The sequence below is a fragment of the Halomonas sp. GD1P12 genome (genome assembly GCF_025725645.1).
Classification (GTDB): domain Bacteria; phylum Pseudomonadota; class Gammaproteobacteria; order Pseudomonadales; family Halomonadaceae; genus Vreelandella.
The window spans coordinates 1714348-1736347 of record NZ_CP107007.1 but is presented as its reverse complement, the minus strand read 5'-3'; the positions used below and the strand labels follow the sequence as shown (position 1 = coordinate 1736347).

The 22000-nt window shown below is 60.2% G+C and carries 19 protein-coding genes; 13 read left to right on the top strand and 6 right to left on the bottom strand.

Annotated features, from left to right (window positions below):
- Window positions 1-108 precede the first annotated feature (108 nt).
- Together OCT39_RS08085 and OCT39_RS08080 are read right to left on the bottom strand one after the other, a co-directional pair.
- Entirely contained in the window at window positions 109-870 is a 762-nt protein-coding gene (locus OCT39_RS08085; RefSeq protein WP_263587138.1) for an ABC transporter ATP-binding protein, read from the bottom strand.
- On the bottom strand, window positions 867-1664 hold the full coding sequence (locus OCT39_RS08080) for an ABC transporter ATP-binding protein (protein WP_263587137.1): 798 nt from the start codon (window positions 1662-1664) through the stop codon (window positions 867-869). Before OCT39_RS08080 ends, OCT39_RS08085 begins: the two co-directional genes overlap by 4 nt.
- 415 nt (window positions 1665-2079) lie before the next feature.
- Here OCT39_RS08080 and OCT39_RS08075 point away from each other — a divergent pair, with 415 nt between their 5' ends.
- From OCT39_RS08075 to OCT39_RS08035, 9 genes are all read left to right on the top strand, one after another.
- On the top strand, window positions 2080-2499 hold the full coding sequence (locus OCT39_RS08075) for a MerR family transcriptional regulator (RefSeq protein WP_263587136.1): 420 nt from the start codon (window positions 2080-2082) through the stop codon (window positions 2497-2499).
- A gap of 68 nt (window positions 2500-2567) precedes the next feature.
- A complete protein-coding gene (locus tag OCT39_RS08070; protein ID WP_263587135.1) occupies window positions 2568-3737 on the top strand; it encodes an isovaleryl-CoA dehydrogenase in 1170 nt (389 codons plus the stop codon).
- Between the two features lie 9 nt (window positions 3738-3746).
- Entirely contained in the window at window positions 3747-5354 is a 1608-nt protein-coding gene (locus OCT39_RS08065) for a carboxyl transferase domain-containing protein (RefSeq protein WP_263587134.1), read from the top strand.
- Between the two features lie 16 nt (window positions 5355-5370).
- A complete protein-coding gene (locus tag OCT39_RS08060; RefSeq protein WP_263587308.1) occupies window positions 5371-6192 on the top strand; it encodes an enoyl-CoA hydratase-related protein in 822 nt (273 codons plus the stop codon).
- Entirely contained in the window at window positions 6189-8225 is a 2037-nt protein-coding gene (locus OCT39_RS08055; RefSeq protein ID WP_263587133.1) for an acetyl/propionyl/methylcrotonyl-CoA carboxylase subunit alpha, read from the top strand. Before OCT39_RS08060 ends, OCT39_RS08055 begins: the two co-directional genes overlap by 4 nt.
- A 2-nt stretch (window positions 8226-8227) precedes the next feature.
- Window positions 8228-9130, top strand: a complete 903-nt coding sequence (locus tag OCT39_RS08050; RefSeq protein WP_263587132.1) for a hydroxymethylglutaryl-CoA lyase — start codon at window positions 8228-8230, stop codon at window positions 9128-9130.
- A 74-nt stretch (window positions 9131-9204) separates the two neighbouring features.
- The gene (locus OCT39_RS08045) at window positions 9205-10914 is read left to right on the top strand and encodes an AMP-binding protein (protein ID WP_263587131.1); all 1710 of its coding nucleotides are present in this window, start codon (window positions 9205-9207) and stop codon (window positions 10912-10914) included.
- Window positions 10911-11729, top strand: coding sequence for a class I SAM-dependent methyltransferase (locus OCT39_RS08040; RefSeq protein WP_263587130.1), 819 nt, complete (start codon window positions 10911-10913; stop codon window positions 11727-11729). Before OCT39_RS08045 ends, OCT39_RS08040 begins: the two co-directional genes overlap by 4 nt.
- Before the next feature lie 37 nt (window positions 11730-11766).
- A complete protein-coding gene (locus tag OCT39_RS08035; RefSeq protein WP_263587129.1) occupies window positions 11767-12354 on the top strand; it encodes a hypothetical protein in 588 nt (195 codons plus the stop codon).
- Between the two features lie 79 nt (window positions 12355-12433).
- Here the strand turns inward: OCT39_RS08035 and OCT39_RS08030 are convergent, their stop codons facing one another.
- A complete protein-coding gene (locus OCT39_RS08030; RefSeq protein ID WP_252108577.1) occupies window positions 12434-12625 on the bottom strand; it encodes an E3 binding domain-containing protein in 192 nt (63 codons plus the stop codon).
- Window positions 12626-12671: 46 nt separating this feature from the next.
- The gene (aceE, locus tag OCT39_RS08025; RefSeq protein WP_263587128.1) at window positions 12672-15344 is read right to left on the bottom strand and encodes a pyruvate dehydrogenase (acetyl-transferring), homodimeric type; all 2673 of its coding nucleotides are present in this window, start codon (window positions 15342-15344) and stop codon (window positions 12672-12674) included.
- A 132-nt stretch (window positions 15345-15476) separates the two neighbouring features.
- On the opposite strand from aceE, the gene OCT39_RS08020 reads away from it, so the two are divergent.
- Window positions 15477-16373: a LysR family transcriptional regulator gene (locus tag OCT39_RS08020; RefSeq protein ID WP_263587127.1), complete on the top strand. Its 897-nt coding sequence runs from the start codon at window positions 15477-15479 to the stop codon at window positions 16371-16373.
- Window positions 16374-16433: 60 nt separating this feature from the next.
- Here the strand turns inward: OCT39_RS08020 and OCT39_RS08015 are convergent, their stop codons facing one another.
- Complete coding sequence (locus OCT39_RS08015; RefSeq protein WP_263587126.1) at window positions 16434-18329, bottom strand: monovalent cation:proton antiporter-2 (CPA2) family protein; 1896 nt, start codon at window positions 18327-18329, stop codon at window positions 16434-16436.
- Between the two features lie 129 nt (window positions 18330-18458).
- On the opposite strand from OCT39_RS08015, the gene OCT39_RS08010 reads away from it, so the two are divergent.
- From OCT39_RS08010 to OCT39_RS08000, 3 genes are read left to right on the top strand one after another with little or no spacing between them, the layout of a single operon-like run.
- Complete coding sequence (locus tag OCT39_RS08010) at window positions 18459-18746, top strand: trp operon repressor (protein ID WP_263587125.1); 288 nt, start codon at window positions 18459-18461, stop codon at window positions 18744-18746.
- Window positions 18743-20170 (top strand): anthranilate synthase component I family protein, encoded by a 1428-nt coding sequence (locus OCT39_RS08005; RefSeq protein WP_263587124.1) that lies wholly within the window; start codon window positions 18743-18745, stop codon window positions 20168-20170. The genes OCT39_RS08010 and OCT39_RS08005 overlap by 4 nt, the downstream gene beginning before the upstream one ends.
- Window positions 20167-20826, top strand: coding sequence for an anthranilate synthase component II (locus OCT39_RS08000; protein WP_263587123.1), 660 nt, complete (start codon window positions 20167-20169; stop codon window positions 20824-20826). Before OCT39_RS08005 ends, OCT39_RS08000 begins: the two co-directional genes overlap by 4 nt.
- Window positions 20827-20904: 78 nt before the next feature.
- On the opposite strand, the gene rluF is transcribed toward OCT39_RS08000, so the two are convergent.
- Complete coding sequence (gene rluF / locus OCT39_RS07995; protein ID WP_263587122.1) at window positions 20905-21966, bottom strand: 23S rRNA pseudouridine(2604) synthase RluF; 1062 nt, start codon at window positions 21964-21966, stop codon at window positions 20905-20907.
- Window positions 21967-22000 lie beyond the last annotated feature (34 nt).

The following is a 22000-nucleotide window of genomic DNA, read 5'->3' as shown; positions in this document are numbered from 1 at the left end:
GTTGGTTGTCGGACGTTTAACGGGTGCTGCGTTTACCGCTTCTTTTATCGATGCTCCGCCGGAGGCTGCTTCGTTCTCCCGCGGTCTCCTGCCATGCAAAAGACTCACTCACACACCCAGCAGCGCGTTGAAATGCTCGCGCCTGGATGAGAGCTCGGCGGCGCTGATCTCCTCGATGATTTCGCCGTGCTCCATGACGAAGTGGCGATCCGCCAGGGGGGCAGCGAAACGAAAGTTTTGCTCGACGAGCACGATGGTCATGCCGCTGGCCTTGAGCTTGACCAGCACGTCACCAAGCGCCTGTACAATGACCGGCGCCAGCCCCTCGGTAATCTCGTCGAGCAGGAGAATGCGCGCGCCGGTGCGCAGAATCCGTGCCATGGCGAGCATTTGCTGCTCGCCACCGGAGAGCCGCGTGCCGGGGCTTTTGCGCCGCTCGTAAAGGTTCGGTAACATCGCGTAAATGGCGTCCAGACTCATGCCACCGGAGCTGACCGTAGGCGGCAAGAGCAGGTTCTCGTGCACATCGAGGCTTGCAAAAATGCCGCGCTCTTCCGGACAGTAACCCACGCCGAGCCGCGGAATGTGGTGAGGCTTCATGGCGAGCGTTTCCTGACCGCCGATGACGATCGACCCGGTGCGCCGGCCCACCATGTTCATGATGGCCTTGAGCGTTGTGCTGCGCCCGGCGCCGTTGCGCCCCAAAAGCGTGACCAGTTCGCCCTCTTTTACGTTGACGTTCACCCCGTGAAGAATATGAGATTCGCCGTAAAAGGCGTGCAGATCAGTAATCTTGAGAATGTCCCGCGACCGCGTAGCCGTGCGCCCTTCAACGGGTTCGCGAACCGTCTCATCACTGGCGGTACTCATGCGCTCACCCTCTCACGGGTTGTCTCGACGTCGTCGCTGCCCATGTACGCCTCGCGTACCAGCGGGTTACTCGACACGCTGGGGTAGTCGCCTTCGGCCAGCACGGCGCCGCGAGCCAACACCGTGATTCGGTCGCAAAGGCGGCTCACCACGCTAAGGTTGTGTTCGACTATCAGCACCGTGCGGCCCCTGGATACGCGCTTGATCAGCTCGACGATACGATCGACGTCTTCGGCACCCATGCCCTGGGTGGGCTCGTCCAGCAGCATCATGACCGGGTCCAGCGCAAGGGTCGTGGCTACCTCCAGCGCCCGCTTGCGCCCGTAAGGCATCTCGACGGTCAGGGTATCGGCGTAGGCGGCAAGCCCGACTTCATCGAGCAGCGCCATCGCCCGCTCATTGAGTGGCGTAAGCGTTTTCTCCGATTTCCAGAAGTGAAACGACGTGCCCAATCGGCGCTGAAGCGCCACGCGCACGTTTTCGAGGGCGGTCATGTGCGCAAACACTGCCGAAATCTGAAACGAGCGCACCAGTCCCAACCGGGCGATCTGGTTCGATTTTAGCGATGTGATCGGATTACCGCGGTAGAGGATTTCGCCGCAGGTGGGCGGCAAGAACTTGGTGAGCAGGTTAAAAACGGTGGTTTTGCCTGCACCATTGGGGCCAATCAGCGCGTGAATATGCCCTTCCTGCACCCGAAGATCGACGTTGTCCACCGCAGTAAAGCCGCGAAAGGACTTGGTGAGCCCGCGGGTTTCCAGCATCGCGATCGGATCAACCGTCTCTGTCTGCATTTGGCGAAGACCTCTGGCTATCGTTTTTGTTGTAATGGCCCGGCGAAGGCCCTTCCAGGAGGCGCTTCGCTTTCGTGGCGGTTGGCCGCTGTTGTCGTTGTACCGGCCGTTTGTGACGAGAGGGTCACTTGAATTCAATGAGCCTTGGACCTTTACCTATACGTAAGGCTAAACGCAACCTAGCAACCCTCGTCGCTCGAAAGCAATTACCACTTTGGTCTACACGATATAACGCTTTTTTCTAATAATTACCGATCCTTATGTTTAACAACAAGTTTATGTGCGATACCGAAGCCGCGCCTCGAAAGAGATATCTTTACGTTAACGTAAACTTGTTTTAGCCTGCCAATCAGGGTTCCATGAAAACAGCTTCATGAAAATAGCTTCATGAGAACAGCCGTCAAGAGATCACGCCATGAGCAAAACCTACTCGATCAGCGAGCTGGCCGCCGAGTTCGACGTCACCACGCGCAGCATTCGCTTTTACGAAGACCAGGAACTTCTGCGCCCCGCCCGCCGAGGTCAGACCCGTATTTACAGCAGCCAGGACCGCGTGCGCTTGAAGCTCACGCTACGTGGCAAGCGCCTGGGATTATCGCTTGCCGAAATTCGTGAGCTGTTCGAGCTATGGGATGAAACCCGGCGCGGCAGTGAAAAGCAGCTCCACCTGATGCTGGAAAAGATCGGCGAGCGCCGTGCGGCGCTGGAGCAGCAGATGAAGGACATCACCATGGTGCAGCTCGAACTCGAAAGCGCCGAGATTCGCTGCCGTCAGGCCCTCGAAGAGCTCAACCAGAAGCAGGCCGATGAGGAACGCACCAACGTCTCGGGCTGAAGCGCTCCATTGAGCACGCCACAGCGCCCCATCGAGTCAATAACTTAACAACATCAAGGTGACCGACGATGCACTCTCTTTATACGGAACTCGACTTCGGCCTCGACGAGGATATGAACATGCTGCGCCGCGAAGTGAATGCCTTCGCGGCTAGCGAGATCGCTCCGCGCGCCGCCGAGATCGACCAGAAAAACGAATTCCCCAACGACCTGTGGCGCAAGTTTGGCGACATGGGCCTTCTGGGTGTCACCGTCTCGGAAGAGGATGGCGGCAGCGGTATGGGGTATCTCGCTCACTGTATCGCCATGGAGGAAATTTCGCGCGCCAGCGCCTCGGTCGCGCTCTCCTATGGCGCCCACTCCAATCTCTGCGTCAATCAGATCAAGCGCAACGCCTCCCCCGAACAAAAAGCAAAATATCTGCCGAGGCTGATCAGCGGCGAACACGTAGGAGCACTGGCCATGTCCGAGCCCGGCGCGGGGTCCGACGTGGTATCGATGAAGCTGCGCGCCGAGAAGCGCGGCGACAAGTACGTTTTGAACGGCAACAAGATGTGGATCACCAACGGTCCGGATGCCGACGTGCTGGTGGTTTACGCCAAGACCGACCCGGATGCCGGCTCGAAAGGCATTACCACCTTCTTGATCGAAAAGGGGATGCCGGGATTTTCCACCGCGCAGAAGCTCGACAAGCTCGGCATGCGCGGCTCCAACACCTGCGAGCTGGTGTTTCAGGACTGCGAGGTGCCCGAAGAGAACGTGCTCGGTGAGGTCGGCAAGGGCGTACGCGTGCTGATGAGCGGGCTGGACTACGAGCGCACGGTGCTCGCCGCCGGCCCCATCGGCATCATGCAGGCTGCCATGGACGTGGTGGTGCCCTACATCCACGAGCGCAAGCAGTTCGAGCAATCGATCGGTGAGTTCCAGCTCGTCCAGGGCAAGGTCGCGGACATGTACACCACGCTCAACGCCTGCCGGGCGTATCTTTACGCCGTGGCCCGCGCCTGCGACCGGGACCAGACCTCGCGTAAGGACGCCGCCGGGGTGATCCTCTACTGCGCCGAAAAGGCGACCCAGGTGGCGCTGGACGCCATTCAGCTGCTCGGCGGCAACGGCTACATCAACGAGTACCCTACCGGGCGGCTTCTGCGAGACGCCAAACTCTACGAGATCGGCGCCGGCACCAGCGAGATTCGCCGCATGCTGATTGGCCGCGAACTGTTCAGCGAAAGTCGTTAAGGGGGCGCGATGAGCATACTGACCACCCAGATCAACCCGCGCAGTGACCTGTTCCAGCAAAACGACGCCGCCCTGCGCGCCGAGGTCGACACGCTTTTCGAACTGACCGAGGTTGTCGCCCAGGGCGGCGGCGCCAGCGCCCGCGAGCGTCACGAAAGCCGTGGGAAGCTCTTCGTGCGCGATCGGATCGATCATTTGATCGACGAAGGCGCGCCGTTTCTCGAGTTCTCGGCGCTGGCCGCCCACGCGGTGTACGAAAGCGACGTGCCCGCTGCCGGCGTGGTGACCGGGATCGGCCGCGTCAAGGGCGTTGAGTGCGTGATCGTCGCCAACGACGCCACGGTCAAGGGCGGCACCTACTTTCCGCTGACGGTGAAAAAGCATCTTCGCGCCCAGGAGATCGCCCGCAAGCATCGCCTGCCGTGTATCTACCTGGTCGACTCCGGCGGCGCCTTTCTGCCCCGTCAGGACGAGGTGTTCCCTGACCGTGACCACTTCGGGCGCATCTTCTACAACCAGGCCACGATGTCCGCCGAGGGCATCCCACAGATCGCCGTGGTGATGGGCTCCTGTACCGCCGGCGGCGCCTACGTACCGGCCATGGCGGACGAGTCGATCATCGTCAAGGAACAAGGTACGATCTTTCTCGGCGGCCCGCCGCTGGTCAAGGCAGCCACCGGCGAGAGCATCAGCGCCGAAGCCCTGGGCGGCGCCGACGTGCACGCCAAGGTCAGCGGCGTGGCGGATCACTACGCCGAAAACGACATGCACGCGCTTCAGCTCGCCCGCGGCTGTATCGCCCGGCTCAACTGGCAAAAGCGCGGGAAGCTCGCCATGAAAGCGCCCGCCCCGCCCAGGCTCGACCCCGCAGAGCTTTACGGCATCGTGGGGGTCGATCTCAAGAAACCGTTCGATGTGCGCGAAGTGATCGGGCGCATCGTCGATGGCTCCGAATTCGACGAGTTCAAGCGCTACTATGGCGACACCCTGGTCACCGGGTTTGCGCATATCCATGGCCACCCGGTGGGGATCGTGGCCAACAACGGGGTGCTCTTTTCAGAGAGCGCGGTGAAAGGCGCGCACTTCATCGAACTCTGCGCCCAGCGCAAGGTACCGCTGGTGTTTTTGCAGAACATCACCGGCTTCATGGTCGGCTCCAAATACGAACACGAAGGCATCGCCAAGCACGGTGCCAAGCTCGTGACCGCCGTGGCTTGCGCGAAAGTGCCCAAGTTCACCGTCTTGATTGGCGGCAGCTTCGGCGCCGGCAACTATGGCATGTGCGGGCGCGCTTATGATCCGAATTTACTGTTCATGTGGCCCAACGCGCGTATTTCGGTGATGGGCGGCGAGCAGGCCGCCGGCGTGCTCGCCCAGGTCAAGCGCGAGCAGTACGAGCGCGAAGACCGCGCGTGGTCGGAGGATGACGAAGAGGCGTTCAAGAAGCCGACCCGCGAGCAGTACGAGCGCCAGGGCCACCCCACCTACGCTAGCGCAAGGCTTTGGGACGATGGCGTGATCGACCCGCTCCAGACCCGCGACGTGCTGGGGCTTTCCCTGGCCGCCGCGATGAATGCCGAGATCGAAGAGACGCGCTTTGGCGTGTTCAGGATGTGATGCCATGAGCCATTTGATGAGCCATTCGACACTGACGATTGAAAACGCCGTGGCGCACCTGAGCCTGAACCGCCCGGCGGTACACAACGCTTTCGACGACCACCTGATTGCCGAGCTGACCGACCACCTGAAAGGACTGCTCGAACCCATCGAGCGCCAGGAGGTGCGGGTGTTGGTGCTCGGCTCCGAAGGCAAAAGCTTCTCGGCGGGGGCGGATCTCCACTGGATGAAGCGCATGGTCGACTACAGCCATGACGATAACCTGGCGGATTCGCGCAAGCTTTCTGATCTGATGTACCGCCTCGATACCCTGCCCTGCCCGACGCTTTGTCGGGTACAGGGTGCAGCCTTTGGCGGCGCGGTGGGCCTGGCCGCGTGTTGCGACGTGGTCATCGCCTCACTAAAGGCCCGATTCTGCCTCTCCGAGGTCAAGATCGGCCTGTCGCCGGCGGTCATCAGCCCTTACGTTCAGCGCGCCATCGGTGCCCGGCAAGCGCGGCGTTACGCGCTGAGTGCCGAGGTGATCGACGCCGACACGGCGCTGGCGCTCGGCCTTGCCCACCAGGTAGTCGAGCCGGAGACCTTGGATCACGCGGTAGAGGTCATGACCCAAACGCTTTTGGCGGGCTCACCCCGGGCGCAGCGGGCGACCAAGGCCCTGCTCGCCGCCGTGGGTCAATCGCCGGATTCCGACGCTACCCGCGAAAAAACGTGTCAGACGATCGCCGAGCTGCGGGTAAGCGACGAGGGCCAGGAGGGGCTTTCGAGCTTTTTCGATAAGCGCCTGCCTGCCTGGGCACCGCAGGATGACACCGATAACGCCGGGGAGCGCCCATGAGTAAAGCAACCAGCAAGTTCGATACGTTGTTAGTGGCCAACCGCGGTGAGATCGCCTGCCGAGTGATGCGCACCGCGCGCCGGCTGGGTATCAAGACCGTAGCGGTCTACTCCGATGCCGATGCCAGCGCCCGCCACGTGCGCGAGGCCGACGAGGCCGTTCGTTTGGGCCCCGCTGCCGCCCGCGAAAGCTACCTGAACATCGAGGCGGTGATCGCAGCGGCTCGCCAAAGCGGGAGCACCGCGGTGCATCCGGGCTACGGCTTTCTTTCTGAAAACGGCCGCTTCGTCGAGGCGTTGGAAACCGCGGGTATTACCTTCGTCGGCCCGCCCGCCTCCGCGATCGCCGCCATGGGTGACAAGTCCGCCGCCAAGGCGCGCATGGCAAACGCCGGCGTGCCGCTGGTACCGGGTTACCACGGTGACGATCAAGGCGACGACACTCTTTTGGCGGAGGCCAACCGCATCGGCTACCCGGTCATGCTGAAAGCGAGCGCCGGCGGCGGCGGCAAGGGCATGCGCGTGGTCGAACGCGAGGCCGACTTCCAGGCTGCCCTCGAAAGTTGCCGGCGCGAGTCAAAAGCCTCCTTCAGCGATGACCGCATGCTGATCGAGAAGTATCTGGTCAAGCCTCGTCACGTCGAGGTGCAGGTATTCTGCGACCGTTTTGGCGCAGGCGTCTATCTCTTCGAGCGCGACTGCAGCGTTCAGCGCCGCCATCAGAAAGTACTGGAAGAGGCTCCGGCGCCGCACATGACGGAAGCGCTTCGCGCCGCCATGGGCGAGGCCGCCGTGCGCGCAGCGAAAGAGATCGGCTACGTGGGCGCGGGCACCGTCGAGTTTCTGCTCGACGTCGACGGCGCCTTCTACTTCATGGAGATGAACACGCGCCTGCAGGTCGAGCACCCGGTGACCGAGATGGTGACCGGGCTCGATCTGGTCGAGTGGCAGCTGAGAGTCGCCATGAACGAGCCGCTGCCCTGCGCGCAAAGCGAACTCACCCTGAACGGCCATAGTTTCGAGGCGCGCCTTTACGCCGAAGACCCGGCCAACGAGTTTCTGCCCGCCACCGGCACCCTCACCCGCTTCTCGCTCGACATAGAGGGCGCGGGGCTTCAGACAGCTCAGGTGCGTTTGGACAGCGGCGTTGATAGCGGAGATGTGGTCTCGATGCATTACGACCCGATGCTCGCCAAGCTGATCACTCACGGCACGGATCGTGACGCGGCGCTCGCCACGCTGAACCGAGCGCTGGCCGCCCTCGACGTGCAGGGCGTGGTGACCAACCGCGCCTTTCTGCAGCGCCTGGCCGGGCATCCGGCATTCAAAGCCGCCGAGCTCGATACCGGTTTCATCGTGCGCCACCACGACGACCTATTCCGTCAAAACGAGCCGACGCCCCAGGCGTACGCTCGCGCCGCGCTGGTGGCCATCGAGACGCTTGCGAAAAGCGCCGGCCGTCAGGATGTGTCGCCCTGGGCGCACAGTGACGGCTTTCGCCTGAACGCGCCGCACAAGGTGCGTATCGCGCTGGCCGACAAGCGCGAAGAGAGCGAGACCGTGGTGGTCGAAGCGACCCGCACTCGCGCGCAAGCCGGCTGGACGCTACGCGTTCAAAACGAGCGATTCGAAGGGTCGCTCTCGAGGCTTGCCGGTGATGCGGTGGCGGTCACACTAAACGGCCACCGCCGGCGCTTTCAGGCTCAGCTCGAAGAAGACAACCTGGTACTGAGCGATAGCGCGGGTGAAACCCGGCTCGTTTGGCAGCGCCTGGATGCGCTCAACCACGCCGCGATCGAGGCCGCCGCAAGCTTGACCGCGCCGATGCACGGCACCGTGGTGGCGCTTCTGGTCGAGCCCGGCGCGCCGGTCGAGAAAGGCATGCCGCTGATGGTGATGGAGGCGATGAAGATGGAGCACACCTTGAGTGCACCGGCAGACGGTACGGTCGAGCAGTTTCGCTTCGCCGCCGGCGACAGTGTTGGCCAGGGCGACGTACTACTGGACTTCGCCGCGACCGACGAAGGAGCGTGACCATGGCCCTTCCACAACGCGTACGTCTGGTCGACATGGCCCCGCGGGACGGGCTGCAAAACGAGCCCGGCGAGGTGGTGGCCACTGCCGTCAAGGTCGAGCTGATCGAGCGCCTGGCCCGAGCAGGGCTTACCCATATCGAGGCGGCGAGCTTCGTCTCCCCCAGGTGGGTGCCGCAAATGGGCGACGCCCGGGAGGTGATGCTGGGCATTCACCGCGAATCGAACGTGACCTACTCCGCCCTGACCCCGAATTTGAAAGGGTTGGAGAACGCGCTGGAAGCGAACGTCTCCGAGGTTGCAGTGTTCGCCGCCGCTTCTGAAGCGTTCTCGCAAAAAAACATCAACTGCTCGATCGACGAGTCGCTTGCGCGTTTCGAGCCGGTGATGGCCCGCGCCAGGCAGGCGAACGTGCGCGTGCGCGGCTACGTTTCCTGCGTGCTGGGCTGCCCCTACGAAGGCGACATTGCCCCGGCCCAGGTGGCGCGGGTGGCGGGGGCGCTTTATGAGATGGGCTGCTTCGAGGTGTCGCTGGGCGACACCATCGGCGTCGGCACGCCGTTGAAAGCCCGGCAGATGATCGACGAGGTAGCGAAGGTTGTGCCCGTCGAGCATTTGGCGGCGCACTTTCACGACACCTACGGCATGGCGATCGCCAACCTTTTTGCGGTGCTCGAGCGGGGCGTGGCCGTCATCGACGCCTCGACCGGGGGGCTGGGCGGCTGCCCCTACGCCAAGGGTGCTTCCGGTAACGTGGCAACCGAGGACGTGCTCTATCTGCTGCGGGGGCTAGGTATCGAGACCGGCGTGAATCTTGAGTCGATCATCGAAACCGGCGAGTGGATCACCGGGCAACTTGGCCGCGCACCCGCCTCGAAAGTCGCCCGCGCCCTGGAAGCGCACTAGGCCCATCCATTTTCTCGATCTTGGCCACAACAACTATCAGAACAGCTATCAGAACAACAATCAGGAGAGACCTCATGGCGCAGAATACTCCCACTCTACCGAGCTACACCAGCAGCGTCGCCGATAAGCCGCTTCTGGGCATGACCATCGGCGACAAGCTCGACGAGATCGCCGCGCAGTACCCGGATAACGATGCGCTGATCGTGCTGCACCAGAACGTGCATTGGAGTTATCGCGAGTTCAATGAAGAGGTCAACCGCTGCGCCCGCGCGCTGCTCTCCATTGGCGTCCAGCGCGGCGACCGCGTGGGCATCTGGGCGCCCAACGGCTCGGAGTGGACGCTGACGCAGTTCGCCACCGCCAAGATAGGTGCGATTCTGGTCAACATCAACCCGGCCTACCGCACAAGTGAGCTCGACTACGCGCTCAACCAGTCCGGGGCGCGCTATCTAATCTGCGCCGACCGTTTCAAGACGGCGGACTACCGCGCGATGCTGTTTGAACTCGCCCCGGAGCTTGACACCTGCGAGCCGGGCAAGCTTCGCTCGAAGCGCCTTTCCCAGCTCGAGTGCGTGGTGAATCTGAGCGATGAGCGCCACCCCGGGATGTGGCGCTGGCGCGATATGCTGGATGAGGCGAGCCGCACCGACCAGGCGACCCTCGATACGCTGCAGGCCACGCTCCAGTTCGACGACCCAATCAACATTCAGTACACCTCCGGCACCACCGGCTTTCCCAAGGGCGCAACACTTTCGCACCACAACATCCTCAACAACGGCTTTTTCGTCGCCGAGAGCATGGGCTTCACCCCGAATGATCGGCTGGTGATTCCGGTGCCGCTCTACCACTGCTTCGGCATGGTAATGGGTAATCTGGGCTGCATGACCCACGGTGCGGCGATGATTTACCCCGGCGAGAGCTTCGATGCCGGGCAGGTGCTCAAGGCGGTGCACGAGCAGCGCGCCACGGCCCTGTTTGGCGTGCCGACCATGTTTCTGGCCGAGCTCGAGCACGAGGAGTTTGCCGCCACCGACTTCTCGAATCTACGGACCGGCATCATGGCGGGATCGATCTGCCCGGCGGCGGTGATGAAGCAGGTGATCGAGAAGATGAACATGAAGGGCGTACAGATCGCCTACGGCATGACCGAAACCAGCCCGGTCTCCGCCCAGACCGGGGCCGATGACACGATCGACAAGCGTGTCTCCACCGTGGGCCGTACCCAGCCGCACCTGGAAAGCAAGGTCATCGACCCGATAAGCGGCGCGGTACTTCCTCGCGGCGAGATCGGCGAACTTTGCACGCGCGGCTATAGCGTCATGCTCAAGTACTGGAACAACGAACAGGCCACGGTGGAGGCCATCGACAGCGCCGGCTGGATGCACACGGGCGATCTTGCCACCATGGATGACGAGGGCTATCTGCAAATCGTCGGGCGCATCAAGGACATGGTGATTCGCGGCGGCGAGAACGTCTATCCCAAGGAGGTCGAGGAGTTTCTCTATACCCATCCAGACGTTGCCGATGTTCAGGTTACGGGCGTTCCGGACGAGAAGTATGGCGAAGAATTGATTGCCTGGGTTCGGCTCAACGCCGATGCCGGGGAGATCACCGGTGAGGATTTGCGCGCCTTCTGCAAGGACAAGATCACTCACTTCAAGATTCCCCGCTACTTCAAGTTCGTCGACGCGTTCCCCATGACGGTGACGGGCAAGATCCAGAAATTCAAGATGCGCGAGATCTCGACGCACGAGCTGGGACTGGACAAGGAGACATTGTCGTGAGCGAGTCGCACTCGCTGGCCGCCCACTACCACCAGGCGCTACGCGACGATGCGGTGCTCGAGCAAATCAAGCGCCACTACCCGGACGGCGCCACGCCTTTTCAACTCGCCCCGCTGGATCAGCTCCATATCGGCGGGCTCAAGGCGTCAATGCGGCTGTTCGAGCGACTCGACCCGGTGGATCAGCCGCGCGTGCTGGATATTGGCGCGGGGCTTGGCGGGCTCGTGCGTTTGGGCGCCTCGCTTGGCTTTTTGATGACCGGGCTCGACATCACCCACCGCTTCAACGCCTTGAACCAAAGTATCGGCAAGCTTGCCGCAAGCAGCGTCGACTACGCTGTAATCACCGGCGACGCCCGCCGCCTCCCCTTGTCGCACGACAGCTTCGACGCGGTGATTTTTCAGCACAGCCTGATGAACATGCCAGCGCTTGCGCCGGTGCTCGAAGAGGCTCACCGCGTGCTGCGCCCCGGCGGGAGATTGGTGCTCCACGAGCTGACCCGGGGCAACCGCCGCGTGGCGCTGCGGTATCCCGTGCCCTGGGCGGCCAGCGCCGAGCACACTCACCTTCTGACACTCGAGGCTCTTTTGACGCGGCTGCGCACCTGCGGGTTCATGGAACTCGAGGTAAAAAATGTGAGCGACGAAGCCCGCGCCTGGCGGGCGCGTCAAAGCGATAAGGAACAGGTGACAGCGGCACCGGTGCTGTCGCCGCAGTGGGTGTTTGGCGAGCGTTTTGCGGCGATGGGAAAGAATTTGCTGACAAATTTGACCAATCGCGCAATTGAAGTGGTCGAAATCGAAGGGCGTTGCTAGGATTGGATTGGGCCTGGTTTTAAAAAAGGATAAGACAATGCCAGCAAACCGCTTGGCAAGCACCCTTTTATGCGGCGTTCTCGGCAGCTCTTTTCCCTTGCTGTGTCTGGCAAGCGAAAGCAGCTACCTGAATACCGAACTGCTTCCCAAATCCTACACCGCCCCGGACAGCGAGATGGTGGCGCTGTCCAACGGCGTAGTGCTCGAGGGAAGCAATCTCAACAGTATCGACAGCTACACCTCTGGCTTTCGCCTGACCGCGGGCTTTAGCCCCGAGCATTTTCCCCAGGTCGATATCGGCGCCGAAATCGCCTACCGCGAAAGCGAAGAGGTATTCACCACCTCGAGCGTAGCTCCTTTAGTTCAGGACACCCTGGCATTGGGCGGCGCGCTGGTTGCGGGGCTTAGAATGGGCGCGTTCAGCGTCTATGCCAAATCCGGGCTGACCGAGTGGCGCGGCGAAAACGAGCTCGAAGGCAGCGAAAGCGGCACCGCCATGCTGCAAGGCTTCGGCGCGACCATGACCGTCAAACGGCTAGTCAGCCGTCTGGAGTACGAGCGCATCGACGCGCCGACGCTCAGCCACCTGACCCAGCTCAACGCCTCGATTCATTTGCCGTTTTAAGTGTTCCCTTAACCGGGTTGTATAAACTACTCGTATATATCGAAGCTGCCAGCGTATTTTGAGCTGAATACAAAATAGCTTATTCGCTCTTTCTTTTTCGCTCGTCCATGACGTGGCGAACGAAGTTTTTGACATCTTCCTCGACGATGCGCTCTTTCAAACCGCTGGGTTCCACCTCGGCAAGATTGACCCCTAGCGTACGCGCCAGCATGCGCACACAGGGAGCCGCATGGATCTGGTGTCCGGTCACAGTGATAGTGTCATTTTCCAAGGCTTTCTCTCCCTCTGTTTCGATAATCGTTTGTGATAACCAACGCTTAACTAACAAGCGGAGAAAGCCGGTCAGGCTCGATATTGAAGCGAATAATGGCTTGCTCGACAATGCCCGCGCTGACCTCACCTTTCTCGCAAAGGGCCACGAGCGCCATCCAGGCAATGTAATAGCGGTCGACCTCGAAGAAGGCGCGCAGCTGTTCGCGACTGTCGGAGCGGCCAAAGCCATCGGTACCCAGCACGTAATAATCATTCGGCACCCAAGCGCGCACCTGGTCGGCGTAAAGTTTCATGTAATCCGTGGCCGCGATGACCGGGCCTGAGCGGTTTTCGAGTGCTTGAGTGAGCCAGGGTTTTTCATGCACCTCTTGGGGTTTCATAAATCGTTGCCGGTCGTACTCGAGCGCTTCGCGACGCAGCTCGTTGAAACTAGTCACACTCCACACATCGGCGGCTACGCCAAAATCGAGCAGCAGTTCCCGCGCGGCTTCGGCCTCGCGCAGTATGGTGCCCGAGCCTAGTAGTTGAACGCGGGTTTTTTGGTCGTCCTCGCCTGCCTGCAGCAAGTACATACCACGAATGATGCCCTCCTGGGCGCCGTCAGGCATGGCGGGATGAGCGTAGTTTTCGTTCATGATCGTCAGGTAGTAAAAGCACTCCTTGTGCCGTTCGTACATTTCTTTTAAACCGTGCTGAACGATGACGGCGATTTCATAACCGTAGGTAGGGTCATAGGTACGGCAGTTAGGGATGGCGGAGGCCATTAGGTGGCTGTGACCGTCCTGGTGCTGCAGGCCTTCACCATTGATGGTGGTACGCCCGGCGGTGCCGCCGATCATGAAACCACGCGTCAGCATATCGCCGGCGGCCCAGGCAAGATCCCCGATGCGCTGAAAACCAAACATTGCATAGTAGATATAAAACGGGATCAGTATCTTGCCATGATTGGCATGGGAGGTGGCCGCCGCGATCCAGGAGGCCATCGCACCGGCTTCGGTGATACCTTCCTCCAGAATCTGGCCCTTGATGTCTTCGCGGTAGTACATGATCTGGCCGGCATCGACAGGCGCGTATTTCTGCCCGCCCGCCGCATAGATGCCCAACTGACGAAACATGCCTTCCATGCCGAAGGTGCGCGCTTCATCGGGAATGATGGGTACGATCCGCTCGCCCAGCTGCTTGTGCTTGGTAAGCCCGGTCAACACTCTAACGAACGCCATCGTGGACGATATTTTGCGCTCGCGCGTGCCCTTTAACTGCGCGGTGAATACCTTGTCGTCAAGCGCCGGAATGGATAGCGTCTCGTGGTCGGTATTGCGCGCGGGCAGGTATCCGCCGAGCAGCGTGCGCCGCGCATGAAGGTAGTCGGTTTCCGGGGCGTCATTACCTGGCCGGTAATAGGGCATCGGGCCGCTTTTGAGCTGCTCATCGCTGACGGGAATAGCAAAACGATCACGCAAACGCTTGAGCCCTTCAAGCTCCATAGTTTTGATGTTGTGCGCTTCCATGTCGGCCTCACCATGCTCGCTTCCCATGCCGTACCCCTTTACGGTATGCGCGAGAATCACGGTGGGTTTGCCGTTGGTGCTTTTGACGGCTTTTTGATAGGCGGCGTAAATCTTTGACGAGTCGTGGCCGCCGCGTGTCAAATTTTCGATGTCCTGATCCGATAAGTGCTCGACCCGTGCAAGCAGCTCGGGATCCTTGCCGAAAAAATGCGCGCGCGTATAAGCGCCGCCCTGAGCCTTGAAGTTTTGATACTCGCCGTCAACGGTTTCGTCCATCAGCCGCTGCAGGCGACCATCGTGATCGCTTTCGAGCAGCGCATCCCAGCCGCTCCCCCAAACGACCTTGATGACGTTCCAGTGGCTGCCCAAAAACGAGCTTTCGAGCTCCTCCATGACGCGGTCGTTGCCGCGTACCGGCCCGTCAAGGCGCTGGAGATTGCAGTTGATCACAAATATCAGATTGTCGAGCTTTTCGCGGCTTGCCAGGTTCAAAGCGCCGAGCGTCTCGACCTCATCGCACTCACCATCACCGAGAAAAGCCCATACCTTACGCTCACCAAGGGGCTTTAAATCCCGGTTATGCAGGTACTTCATCAGGCGCGCCTGATAGATCGCTTGAATGGGCCCGAGCCCCATCGACACCGTTGAGAACTGCCAATAGTCCGGCATGAGGTAAGGGTGCGGGTAGGACGGCAGCCCGCCACCACCGACTTCGCGGCGAAAGCGGTCTAACTGCGCCTCAGACAAGCGCCCTTCGAGATAGCTTCTAGCGTAGATACCCGGCGAGATATGGCCTTGAAAATAGACCAGGTCTCCTTCACAACGCGAAGTGGATCCTTTGAAAAAGTGGTTGAACCCCACCTCGTAAAGCGTACTGCTGGACATATAGCTTGCAAGGTGACCGCCGATACTTTTGTCTTTTGCATTGGCGCGCACGACCATGGCAATACTGTTCCAGCGAATGGCAGCGCGAAGCTTACGTTCGATGTCGAGATTACCCGGGTAGTCCGGCTCATCACTAACGGCAATCGTATTACGGTGCGCGGTATTAAACGTACGCGCAATATTTAAACCCTGTTTTTCTGAATAAGAGTGCAATGAATCAAATAGAAATCGCGCTCTATTTTCGCCTTCTCTATCAACGACCGACGCTAATGCATCCAGCCATTCCTGTGTTTCGCTTTTATCTATTTCAACAGTATCTTTCATATCAACCTCGAATAACGTAAAACACGGGCTGGCGGCACTTAAAAGTCATAAAGCATAATGACAAAACCTTAATATTGACTTTAGTAGTGCACAACATTACTTTATGAAAAACACTTTCCCAGATCTGGTGAAATGAATTTAAATTACTTGAAAATATTCGTGGTCGTTGCCGATCAGGGGTCGATCACGGCGGCCTCAAAAGCGCTGGGAATTCCCAATTCGACGATCGCCAGGCAGCTCACACAGCTCGAGAATCAGCTGGGCAAGCAGTTGATACTGCGAAGTACCCGGCACCTTCGCTTGACCGAGGAAGGCAAGCGTATTTATCAAAAAGCAGCGTCACTTATCACCGAGCTCGACGAGGTTGAAAACGAAATAAAGTCCGAGCAAGGCTACTTATCCGGAAAGATCACCCTAGCGATACCTTCCGAGTTTGGCGTTAAATGGCTTAACGAGATAATTGCCGAGTTTGCACTTGCCCACCCCAATGTCTCTATCGAGTGCATTACGAGCATGGCACCGCTGGATCCCGTAAGAAGAGATATCGATATTTCTATCGCCTATCATCGCGGCAACTTCGAAGACAGTAGTTTAATCCTGCGAACACTCGTTAAACTTTCCAGCGTCGTTGTTGCCTCCCCTGAGTTGATAAAAACGCATGGAATGCCAAAAACTATCGCAGAGCTTGAAAGTTTGCCCTGCCTATCGACACTTCTGGCTCTTAAAGAGAACCCCTGGCACTTCATTGGCCAGGATAACGCGTTATTTCACCTCAACGTCAGCTCGCGCTATAAGGTGGACAGTAGCCAACTACTGATTGCCGGCGCGTTGAAAGGTATCGGCTACGCCATCATACCCAGAGTTTTTTGCGAGCAGTATCTCGACATCGGTCGCCTGATCGAGATCAGTCTCGATCACACGCCGGCTCCTCTGGAAATCGTGGCTATTTACCCCAACCGCGCCATCAACCACCGGTCCAAAAGACTCGTCGAGGTGATCGCCAGCGCGTTGACCCAAACGCTGGGCTGACTCGCCTTTAAACGTGTTCGCCGTCACCTATGCGCTTACGACCCTTCGCCTCGAACTCGATCACTCTTTTTTATCCGGCACGTCTACCGGCGCGGTCCAGATCGGCACGTCCTCTTTTTGTGGCTCGTTCTCCTGTTCATCCATGGCGCTGCTAAGCGCTTCTTCCAGACGTCTAAAGAGCTCGCCATAACGGCGGCTGAAGCGCTGGCCGCCTTCGATCTCCTTCCACGCCTCGAATAGCTCCGCATCGTGTGCGTCTTCGCTCTGCACGAAGGACCAGGCCATCTTCTTGGCGCGCATCGGGTGTACGCCGAGCGCGGTGAGCGCGTGGCTGCCAAGTTCCAGAGCCGAGTGGTAGGTTTCGCTGACCACGTCATCGGCGCCGGCCTCGCGCAGGCGATAGCCGTGGCCGCGGTCAAAGGCACGGGCCAGCACCCACACGTTCGGATAAAAGCGTTTGACGTGCTCGACGGTGCTCACGGCGCGGTCCAGGTCATCGATCGCCACCACCAGCAGGCGGGCGTTGGCGATGCCGGCGCGGTCGAGCAGATCCGCACGGCTGGCATCCCCAAAATAGCTTTTGATATTGATACTGCGCGCGTTCTCGATCTGCTTGAGCTCGAGATCCAGCGCGACCAGCGGCACGTCGCTCGCTCTCAACAGCCGGCACACGATTTGACCAAAGCGCCCGGCACCGGCGACGATCACCGGTGACTCCTCGTCGAAGTCATCGGCCTTTTGGGCCTCGGTTTTGCCGGCGAGATAGCGCGGCACCACGAGCTTGTCGAAGGCGATGAACAAAAGCGGCGTCAAAAACATCGAAAACGCCACCACCAGCGCCAGAAGCTCGGCAAGCCCTTCGCCAATGACGCCGTTCTGACGCGTGTAGGTCAAAAGCACGAAACCAAACTCGCCGGCCTGGGCCAGGCTGAGTGTCATCAACCAGCCGTTGCTGCCGCGAATGCCAAACGCGTAGGCAAGCCCGATCAGCAGCGCGCCCTTGACCGCCATAACACCCAGGCCCAGCAGTACCACGGCATGCCACTGCTCGATGAGCACGCCAAAATTGATGCCCGCTCCCACGGTAATGAAGAAAAGCCCCAGCAATAGCCCCTTGAACGGCTCAATATTGGCCTCGAGCTCATGCTTGAACTCGCTGTTTGCCAGCACGACGCCGGCCAGAAAGGCGCCCAGCGCCGGTGAAAGATTCACAAGCCCCATTAGCGCGGCAATCCCGATCACCAGCATCAAGGCGCTGGCGGTAAAGATTTCGCGAAGATTCGATTTCACTACGTAACGAAACAGCAGCGGCATCAGGTAATAACCGGCGCCAATCACGAACCCGACTGCTCCCACTACCACCAGTGCGTGGGCCCAACCGGGCAGACTCGCCACCAGGTCGGCGTTGTCGTGACCGGTCTGAGTTGAGCTTCCATCCACGCCGGCCACTGCCAGCAGCGGAATCAGTGCCAGAATGGGGATCACCGCCATGTCCTGAAACAGCAGGATGGAAAAAGCACTGCGCCCGCCTTCGGTGGCGGAAAGCCCCTTTTCGTTCAGCGTTTGGAGCACGATGGCGGTAGAAGAGAGCGCCAGCACCAGCCCGACGGCGAGCGCCGTTTGCCACACCACGCCGAGCCATACGCCGATCGCGGTACCGGCGGCGGCGGTCAGTACCACCTGCAGCCCGCCAAGACCCAGAAGCCTTACGCGCATGGCCCAGAGGCTTTTGGGGTCGAGCTCCATCCCGACCAGAAACAGCATCATCACCACGCCAAACTCGGCAAAATGCTGGATGGTGTCGGTTTCCTGACCCACCAGCCCAAGCATTGGGCCGATCACCACCCCCGCGACCAGATACCCCAGCACCGAGCCGAGCCCGAAACGCTTGGCCAGCGGCACGGCGATCACCGCCGCCAGTAGATAGATAAAGGCTTGAATGAAAATGTGGGTCATCGACTCTCTCGGGATGGCGCGGTGCGCTTACTAGGGGTGTACATGATGGCGTTGGAAGGCGATCGGCTTGACAGGCCGTGCCAAAACGTTATGTACTAGTACACTAGTACAAACGAAAAGGCTTTTAACGTGGCTAACAACGTACCAGATAAGGCGGCAGAGGATGGTTTCAAGTCCGAGCTCGTGCGCTATCTGCTCGACATCGACACAGAGCGCGCGATGGATCACGCGCTCGATAGCCTGCTAACGCCTTCAGAGTATCAGGAAATCGCTAAACGGCTACAAATTTTCAAGCTGCTCGATGAAGGCGTGGCGCACCGAAAAATCGCCGAAACGCTGGGCGTCGGCATCGCTACGGTTTCCCGAGGCGCCCGGGCATTTTCTTCCAACACACACGTATTCAAGGACACTCCATGAGCGCCGGCCCCACGCCTTTTACTCTGCCGCGAAAGCCACACTACGTCACGCTTGCCGCCGACTGCGATTTCTTCGCTTTGTTTCAGAAGATCGAGCGCGCTTTCGAGAACTGCTACATGCTCGAATCTCTGGGCGAAGATAGCCACATGGCGCGTCACTCCATCATCGGCTTCGACCCGGAATACTTGATCTACGCCAACGGCCAAACGCTCACGATCGAGCACCGCGACGGTGAGATCGATCATTACGAAAGCGACAACCCTTACGAGCTTCTGCGCTCGCTGATGCCGCAGAACATCATCTCGCGCAAGTACGCCGGCGGCCTGTCCGGCTACCTGGGTTACGACGCCATGCAGTATTTCGAGCCGACGCTTACGCTCAAGGCGAGCGACGATTTCGACACCTTCCGCTTCGGCCTATACAAGGACGGGCTGATTCTCGACAAGATGACCGGCGAGGTCACCTACTTCTACTACGACGACAGCCGCTTCGAGTATCTGCAGGGGCTGATCGAGTCCGACGATGTTGCCCCCGGCGCGCTCAAGATTACCGCCCTTGGCGACACCATGACCCGCGACGAGCACGCGGCGGCGGTGGCGAAGGTGAAGCAGGATATCGTCGATGGCAAGGTCTTCCAGTGCGAGGTGGGCTTCAAAAAGCGCTTTCGCATAGAAGGCGATACGCTGGCGCTGTACGGTGAGCTTCGGCGCATCAATCCGTCACCGCAAATGTATTACGTCCGGTTCGGCGAGCAGCGCCTGATCGGCGCAAGCCCGGAGCTTTTGTTCCGCCTGCGCCAGGGCGAAATGGAGACGTTTCCACTGGCCGGCACCACGACCCGTGGCAAGACCGCTCAGGAAGACACCCAGCTTGCCCGGGCGCTGTTGAACGATCCCAAGGAGATCGCCGAGCACAATATGATCGTGGATTTGCATCGCAACGATATCGGCCGGGTCGCCCAGTTCGGCACGGTCAAGGTGAGAAGCCTGATGGACATCAAGCGCTTTAGCCACGTGCAGCATATCTCCAGCGAGATCGTCGGTATCATCGATCAAAACGAGGACATGTTCACCGCGCTCGCCAGCAACTTCCCCGCCGGCACTCTGACCGGCGCGCCAAAGATCGAGGCGATGAAGATCATCGATGACCTGGAGACCGATGGCCGCGGGCCCTACGGCGGCGCGGTGGGCCAATTCTCCTTCAACGGCGACTGCACCTTCGCCATTCCCATCCGTACCGTGTTCGTCAACGGCGAAAACGCCTACGTGCAGACCTGCGGCGGCAACGTCTATGACAGCAACGCCGAGGATGAGTACGAGGAGATCCGCCGCAAGTTCGCCGGCACCCGAAAGGCCCTGGCGCCGTTCATGGACGAGCCGGAAGACGTCAAGGGATCAGAAACCGCCACGGAGAACCCGGCATGAACGTTTTGATCATCGATAACTACGACTCCTTCACCTACAACCTTTACCAGTTCATCGGCGAGATTCTGACCGCGGAGAAAAACCGCGGCGCGCTCGAGCGTTTTAATATTACGGTCAAGCGCAACGACGAGATCGACTTCGACGCCGTGGCGGCCATGGCGCCAGATCGCATCATCATCTCGCCGGGGCCGGGCTCCCCTAACGATCCGCGCTACTTCGGCGTCTGCGGTGAGGTGATCGAGAAGCTTGGCCCGACCACGCCGCTTCTGGGCGTGTGCCTGGGGATGCAGGGCATCGTTCATGTCTTTGGTGGGCAGGTGATCAAGGCGCCGCTGCCGATGCACGGCAAGATCAGCCCGATCAATCATGACGGCCGCTCGGTCTTCAAGGACGTACCGGATCAGCTCGAAGTCATGCGCTACCACTCGCTGATCGCCGATGCGGCCTCGCTTCCCGAATGCCTGGAAGTGACCGCGACCGTCGGCGGGCTACCGGCGGCGGACTTTGCCGAGCGCAAGCGCTGGCAGGCCGCCGGCGAGTTCGAGCTGATGGGCGTCAAGCACCGCGACTACCCGATTCACGGCATCCAGTTCCACCCGGAGTCGTTCGCCACCGAAGGCGGCAAGGAGCTGATCGGTAACTTCCTGCTGGCGTGATGCTTCGAACATTGGCAAAAAAACCGAGCGCTTTCACAAGCGCTCGGTTGTTTGATTCCGGGATATCGTTTTACGGCGCTAGCGCTTACCTTTACCCCGCGCGGGTTTGGCCGATACGGCCCGCCCCTTTGCTGCCGGCTTGCCGCCGTTTTTTGCCGAAGGCTTACCGGCGGTTTTATTGACCGGCTTACCCGCGGGCTTTCCCGCTCGCTTGCCCTGAGCGGCAGGCTTGCCCTTTGCCGGGGGCTTGCCGGCCCCCTTGGGCGCGGGTTTGCCGTTACCGGGCTTGCCCCGCCCGGCGGGTTTGGCCTTGTGCGCGGTGCCGCTTCTTCCCCTGGGCGGAGCACCCGCTTTGCTGGAAGTGCCCTTTCGCGCACGCGGTTTTGGCTTTTGCGCCGGCGGCGGCGGCGGCGGCGCGGCTTCGGAACCCTCGGTAAGAGCGACGATCGTGTCGATCTCCCTGGGCGTTAGATCGCGCCAGTCGCCCAGGGTAAGGCCCTTGAGCGACACGTTCATGATGCGCGTGCGCACGAGCTCCACCACCTCGAAGCCGAAATATTCACACATGCGGCGAATCTGGCGATTGAGGCCCTGCACCAGCGTGATGTTGAAGGCAAACGTCGACACCTTCTCCACCTTGCACTTTTTGGTGACCTGGCCAAGGATCGGCACGCCGGCCTGCATGCCGCTAACGAACTCGTCGGTCACGGGTTTGTTGACCGTGACCACGTACTCCTTTTCGTGATTATTGTTGGCTCTGAGAATCTTGTTGACCAGATCACCGTTGTTGGTCAGCAGGATCAGCCCCTGGGAGTCCTTGTCGAGGCGGCCGATGGGAAAGATGCGCACGCCGTGGCCGACGAAATCGACGATGTTGGCCTTTTCGCTGGACTCGGTGGTGCTGACGATGCCCACCGGCTTGTTCAGCGCGATCAGCACCAGGTCCTCTTCCTCCTGGGGCTCGATCTCCTGGCCGTTGACCTTGACCCGGTCTCCCGGCACGACCTGATCGCCGGTCGTTGCGCGGCGCCCGTTGATGTAAACGTTGCCCTGCTCGACGAAGCGGTCCGCCTCGCGGCGCGAGCAGAGCCCGCTTTCGCTGATGTACTTGTTGATCCGGGTCGATGTTTTAAGCGACATAACACGCCTGACTTGCGTTTAAAAAGAGACGCCG

Excerpts from the sequence above, each read along its gene's own strand:
- OCT39_RS08020 (WP_263587127.1), top strand. The coding sequence starts at position 15,477 with ATGAATTTAAATTACTTGAAAATATTCGTGGTCGTTGCCGATCAGGGG.
- OCT39_RS08055 (WP_263587133.1), top strand. The coding sequence starts at position 6,189 with ATGAGTAAAGCAACCAGCAAGTTCGATACGTTGTTAGTGGCCAACCGC.
- OCT39_RS08085 (WP_263587138.1), bottom strand. The coding sequence starts at position 870 with ATGAGTACCGCCAGTGATGAGACGGTTCGCGAACCCGTTGAAGGGCGC.
- OCT39_RS08070 (WP_263587135.1), top strand. The coding sequence starts at position 2,568 with ATGCACTCTCTTTATACGGAACTCGACTTCGGCCTCGACGAGGATATG.
- OCT39_RS08065 (WP_263587134.1), top strand. The coding sequence starts at position 3,747 with ATGAGCATACTGACCACCCAGATCAACCCGCGCAGTGACCTGTTCCAG.
- OCT39_RS08080 (WP_263587137.1), bottom strand. The coding sequence starts at position 1,664 with ATGCAGACAGAGACGGTTGATCCGATCGCGATGCTGGAAACCCGCGGG.
- OCT39_RS08045 (WP_263587131.1), top strand. The coding sequence starts at position 9,205 with ATGGCGCAGAATACTCCCACTCTACCGAGCTACACCAGCAGCGTCGCC.
- OCT39_RS08005 (WP_263587124.1), top strand. The coding sequence starts at position 18,743 with ATGAGCGCCGGCCCCACGCCTTTTACTCTGCCGCGAAAGCCACACTAC.
- OCT39_RS08035 (WP_263587129.1), top strand. The coding sequence starts at position 11,767 with ATGCCAGCAAACCGCTTGGCAAGCACCCTTTTATGCGGCGTTCTCGGC.
- OCT39_RS08015 (WP_263587126.1), bottom strand. The coding sequence starts at position 18,329 with ATGACCCACATTTTCATTCAAGCCTTTATCTATCTACTGGCGGCGGTG.
- OCT39_RS08075 (WP_263587136.1), top strand. The coding sequence starts at position 2,080 with ATGAGCAAAACCTACTCGATCAGCGAGCTGGCCGCCGAGTTCGACGTC.
- OCT39_RS08050 (WP_263587132.1), top strand. The coding sequence starts at position 8,228 with ATGGCCCTTCCACAACGCGTACGTCTGGTCGACATGGCCCCGCGGGAC.
- OCT39_RS08060 (WP_263587308.1), top strand. The coding sequence starts at position 5,371 with ATGAGCCATTCGACACTGACGATTGAAAACGCCGTGGCGCACCTGAGC.
- OCT39_RS08000 (WP_263587123.1), top strand. The coding sequence starts at position 20,167 with ATGAACGTTTTGATCATCGATAACTACGACTCCTTCACCTACAACCTT.
- aceE (WP_263587128.1), bottom strand. The coding sequence starts at position 15,344 with ATGAAAGATACTGTTGAAATAGATAAAAGCGAAACACAGGAATGGCTG.
- rluF (WP_263587122.1), bottom strand. The coding sequence starts at position 21,966 with ATGTCGCTTAAAACATCGACCCGGATCAACAAGTACATCAGCGAAAGC.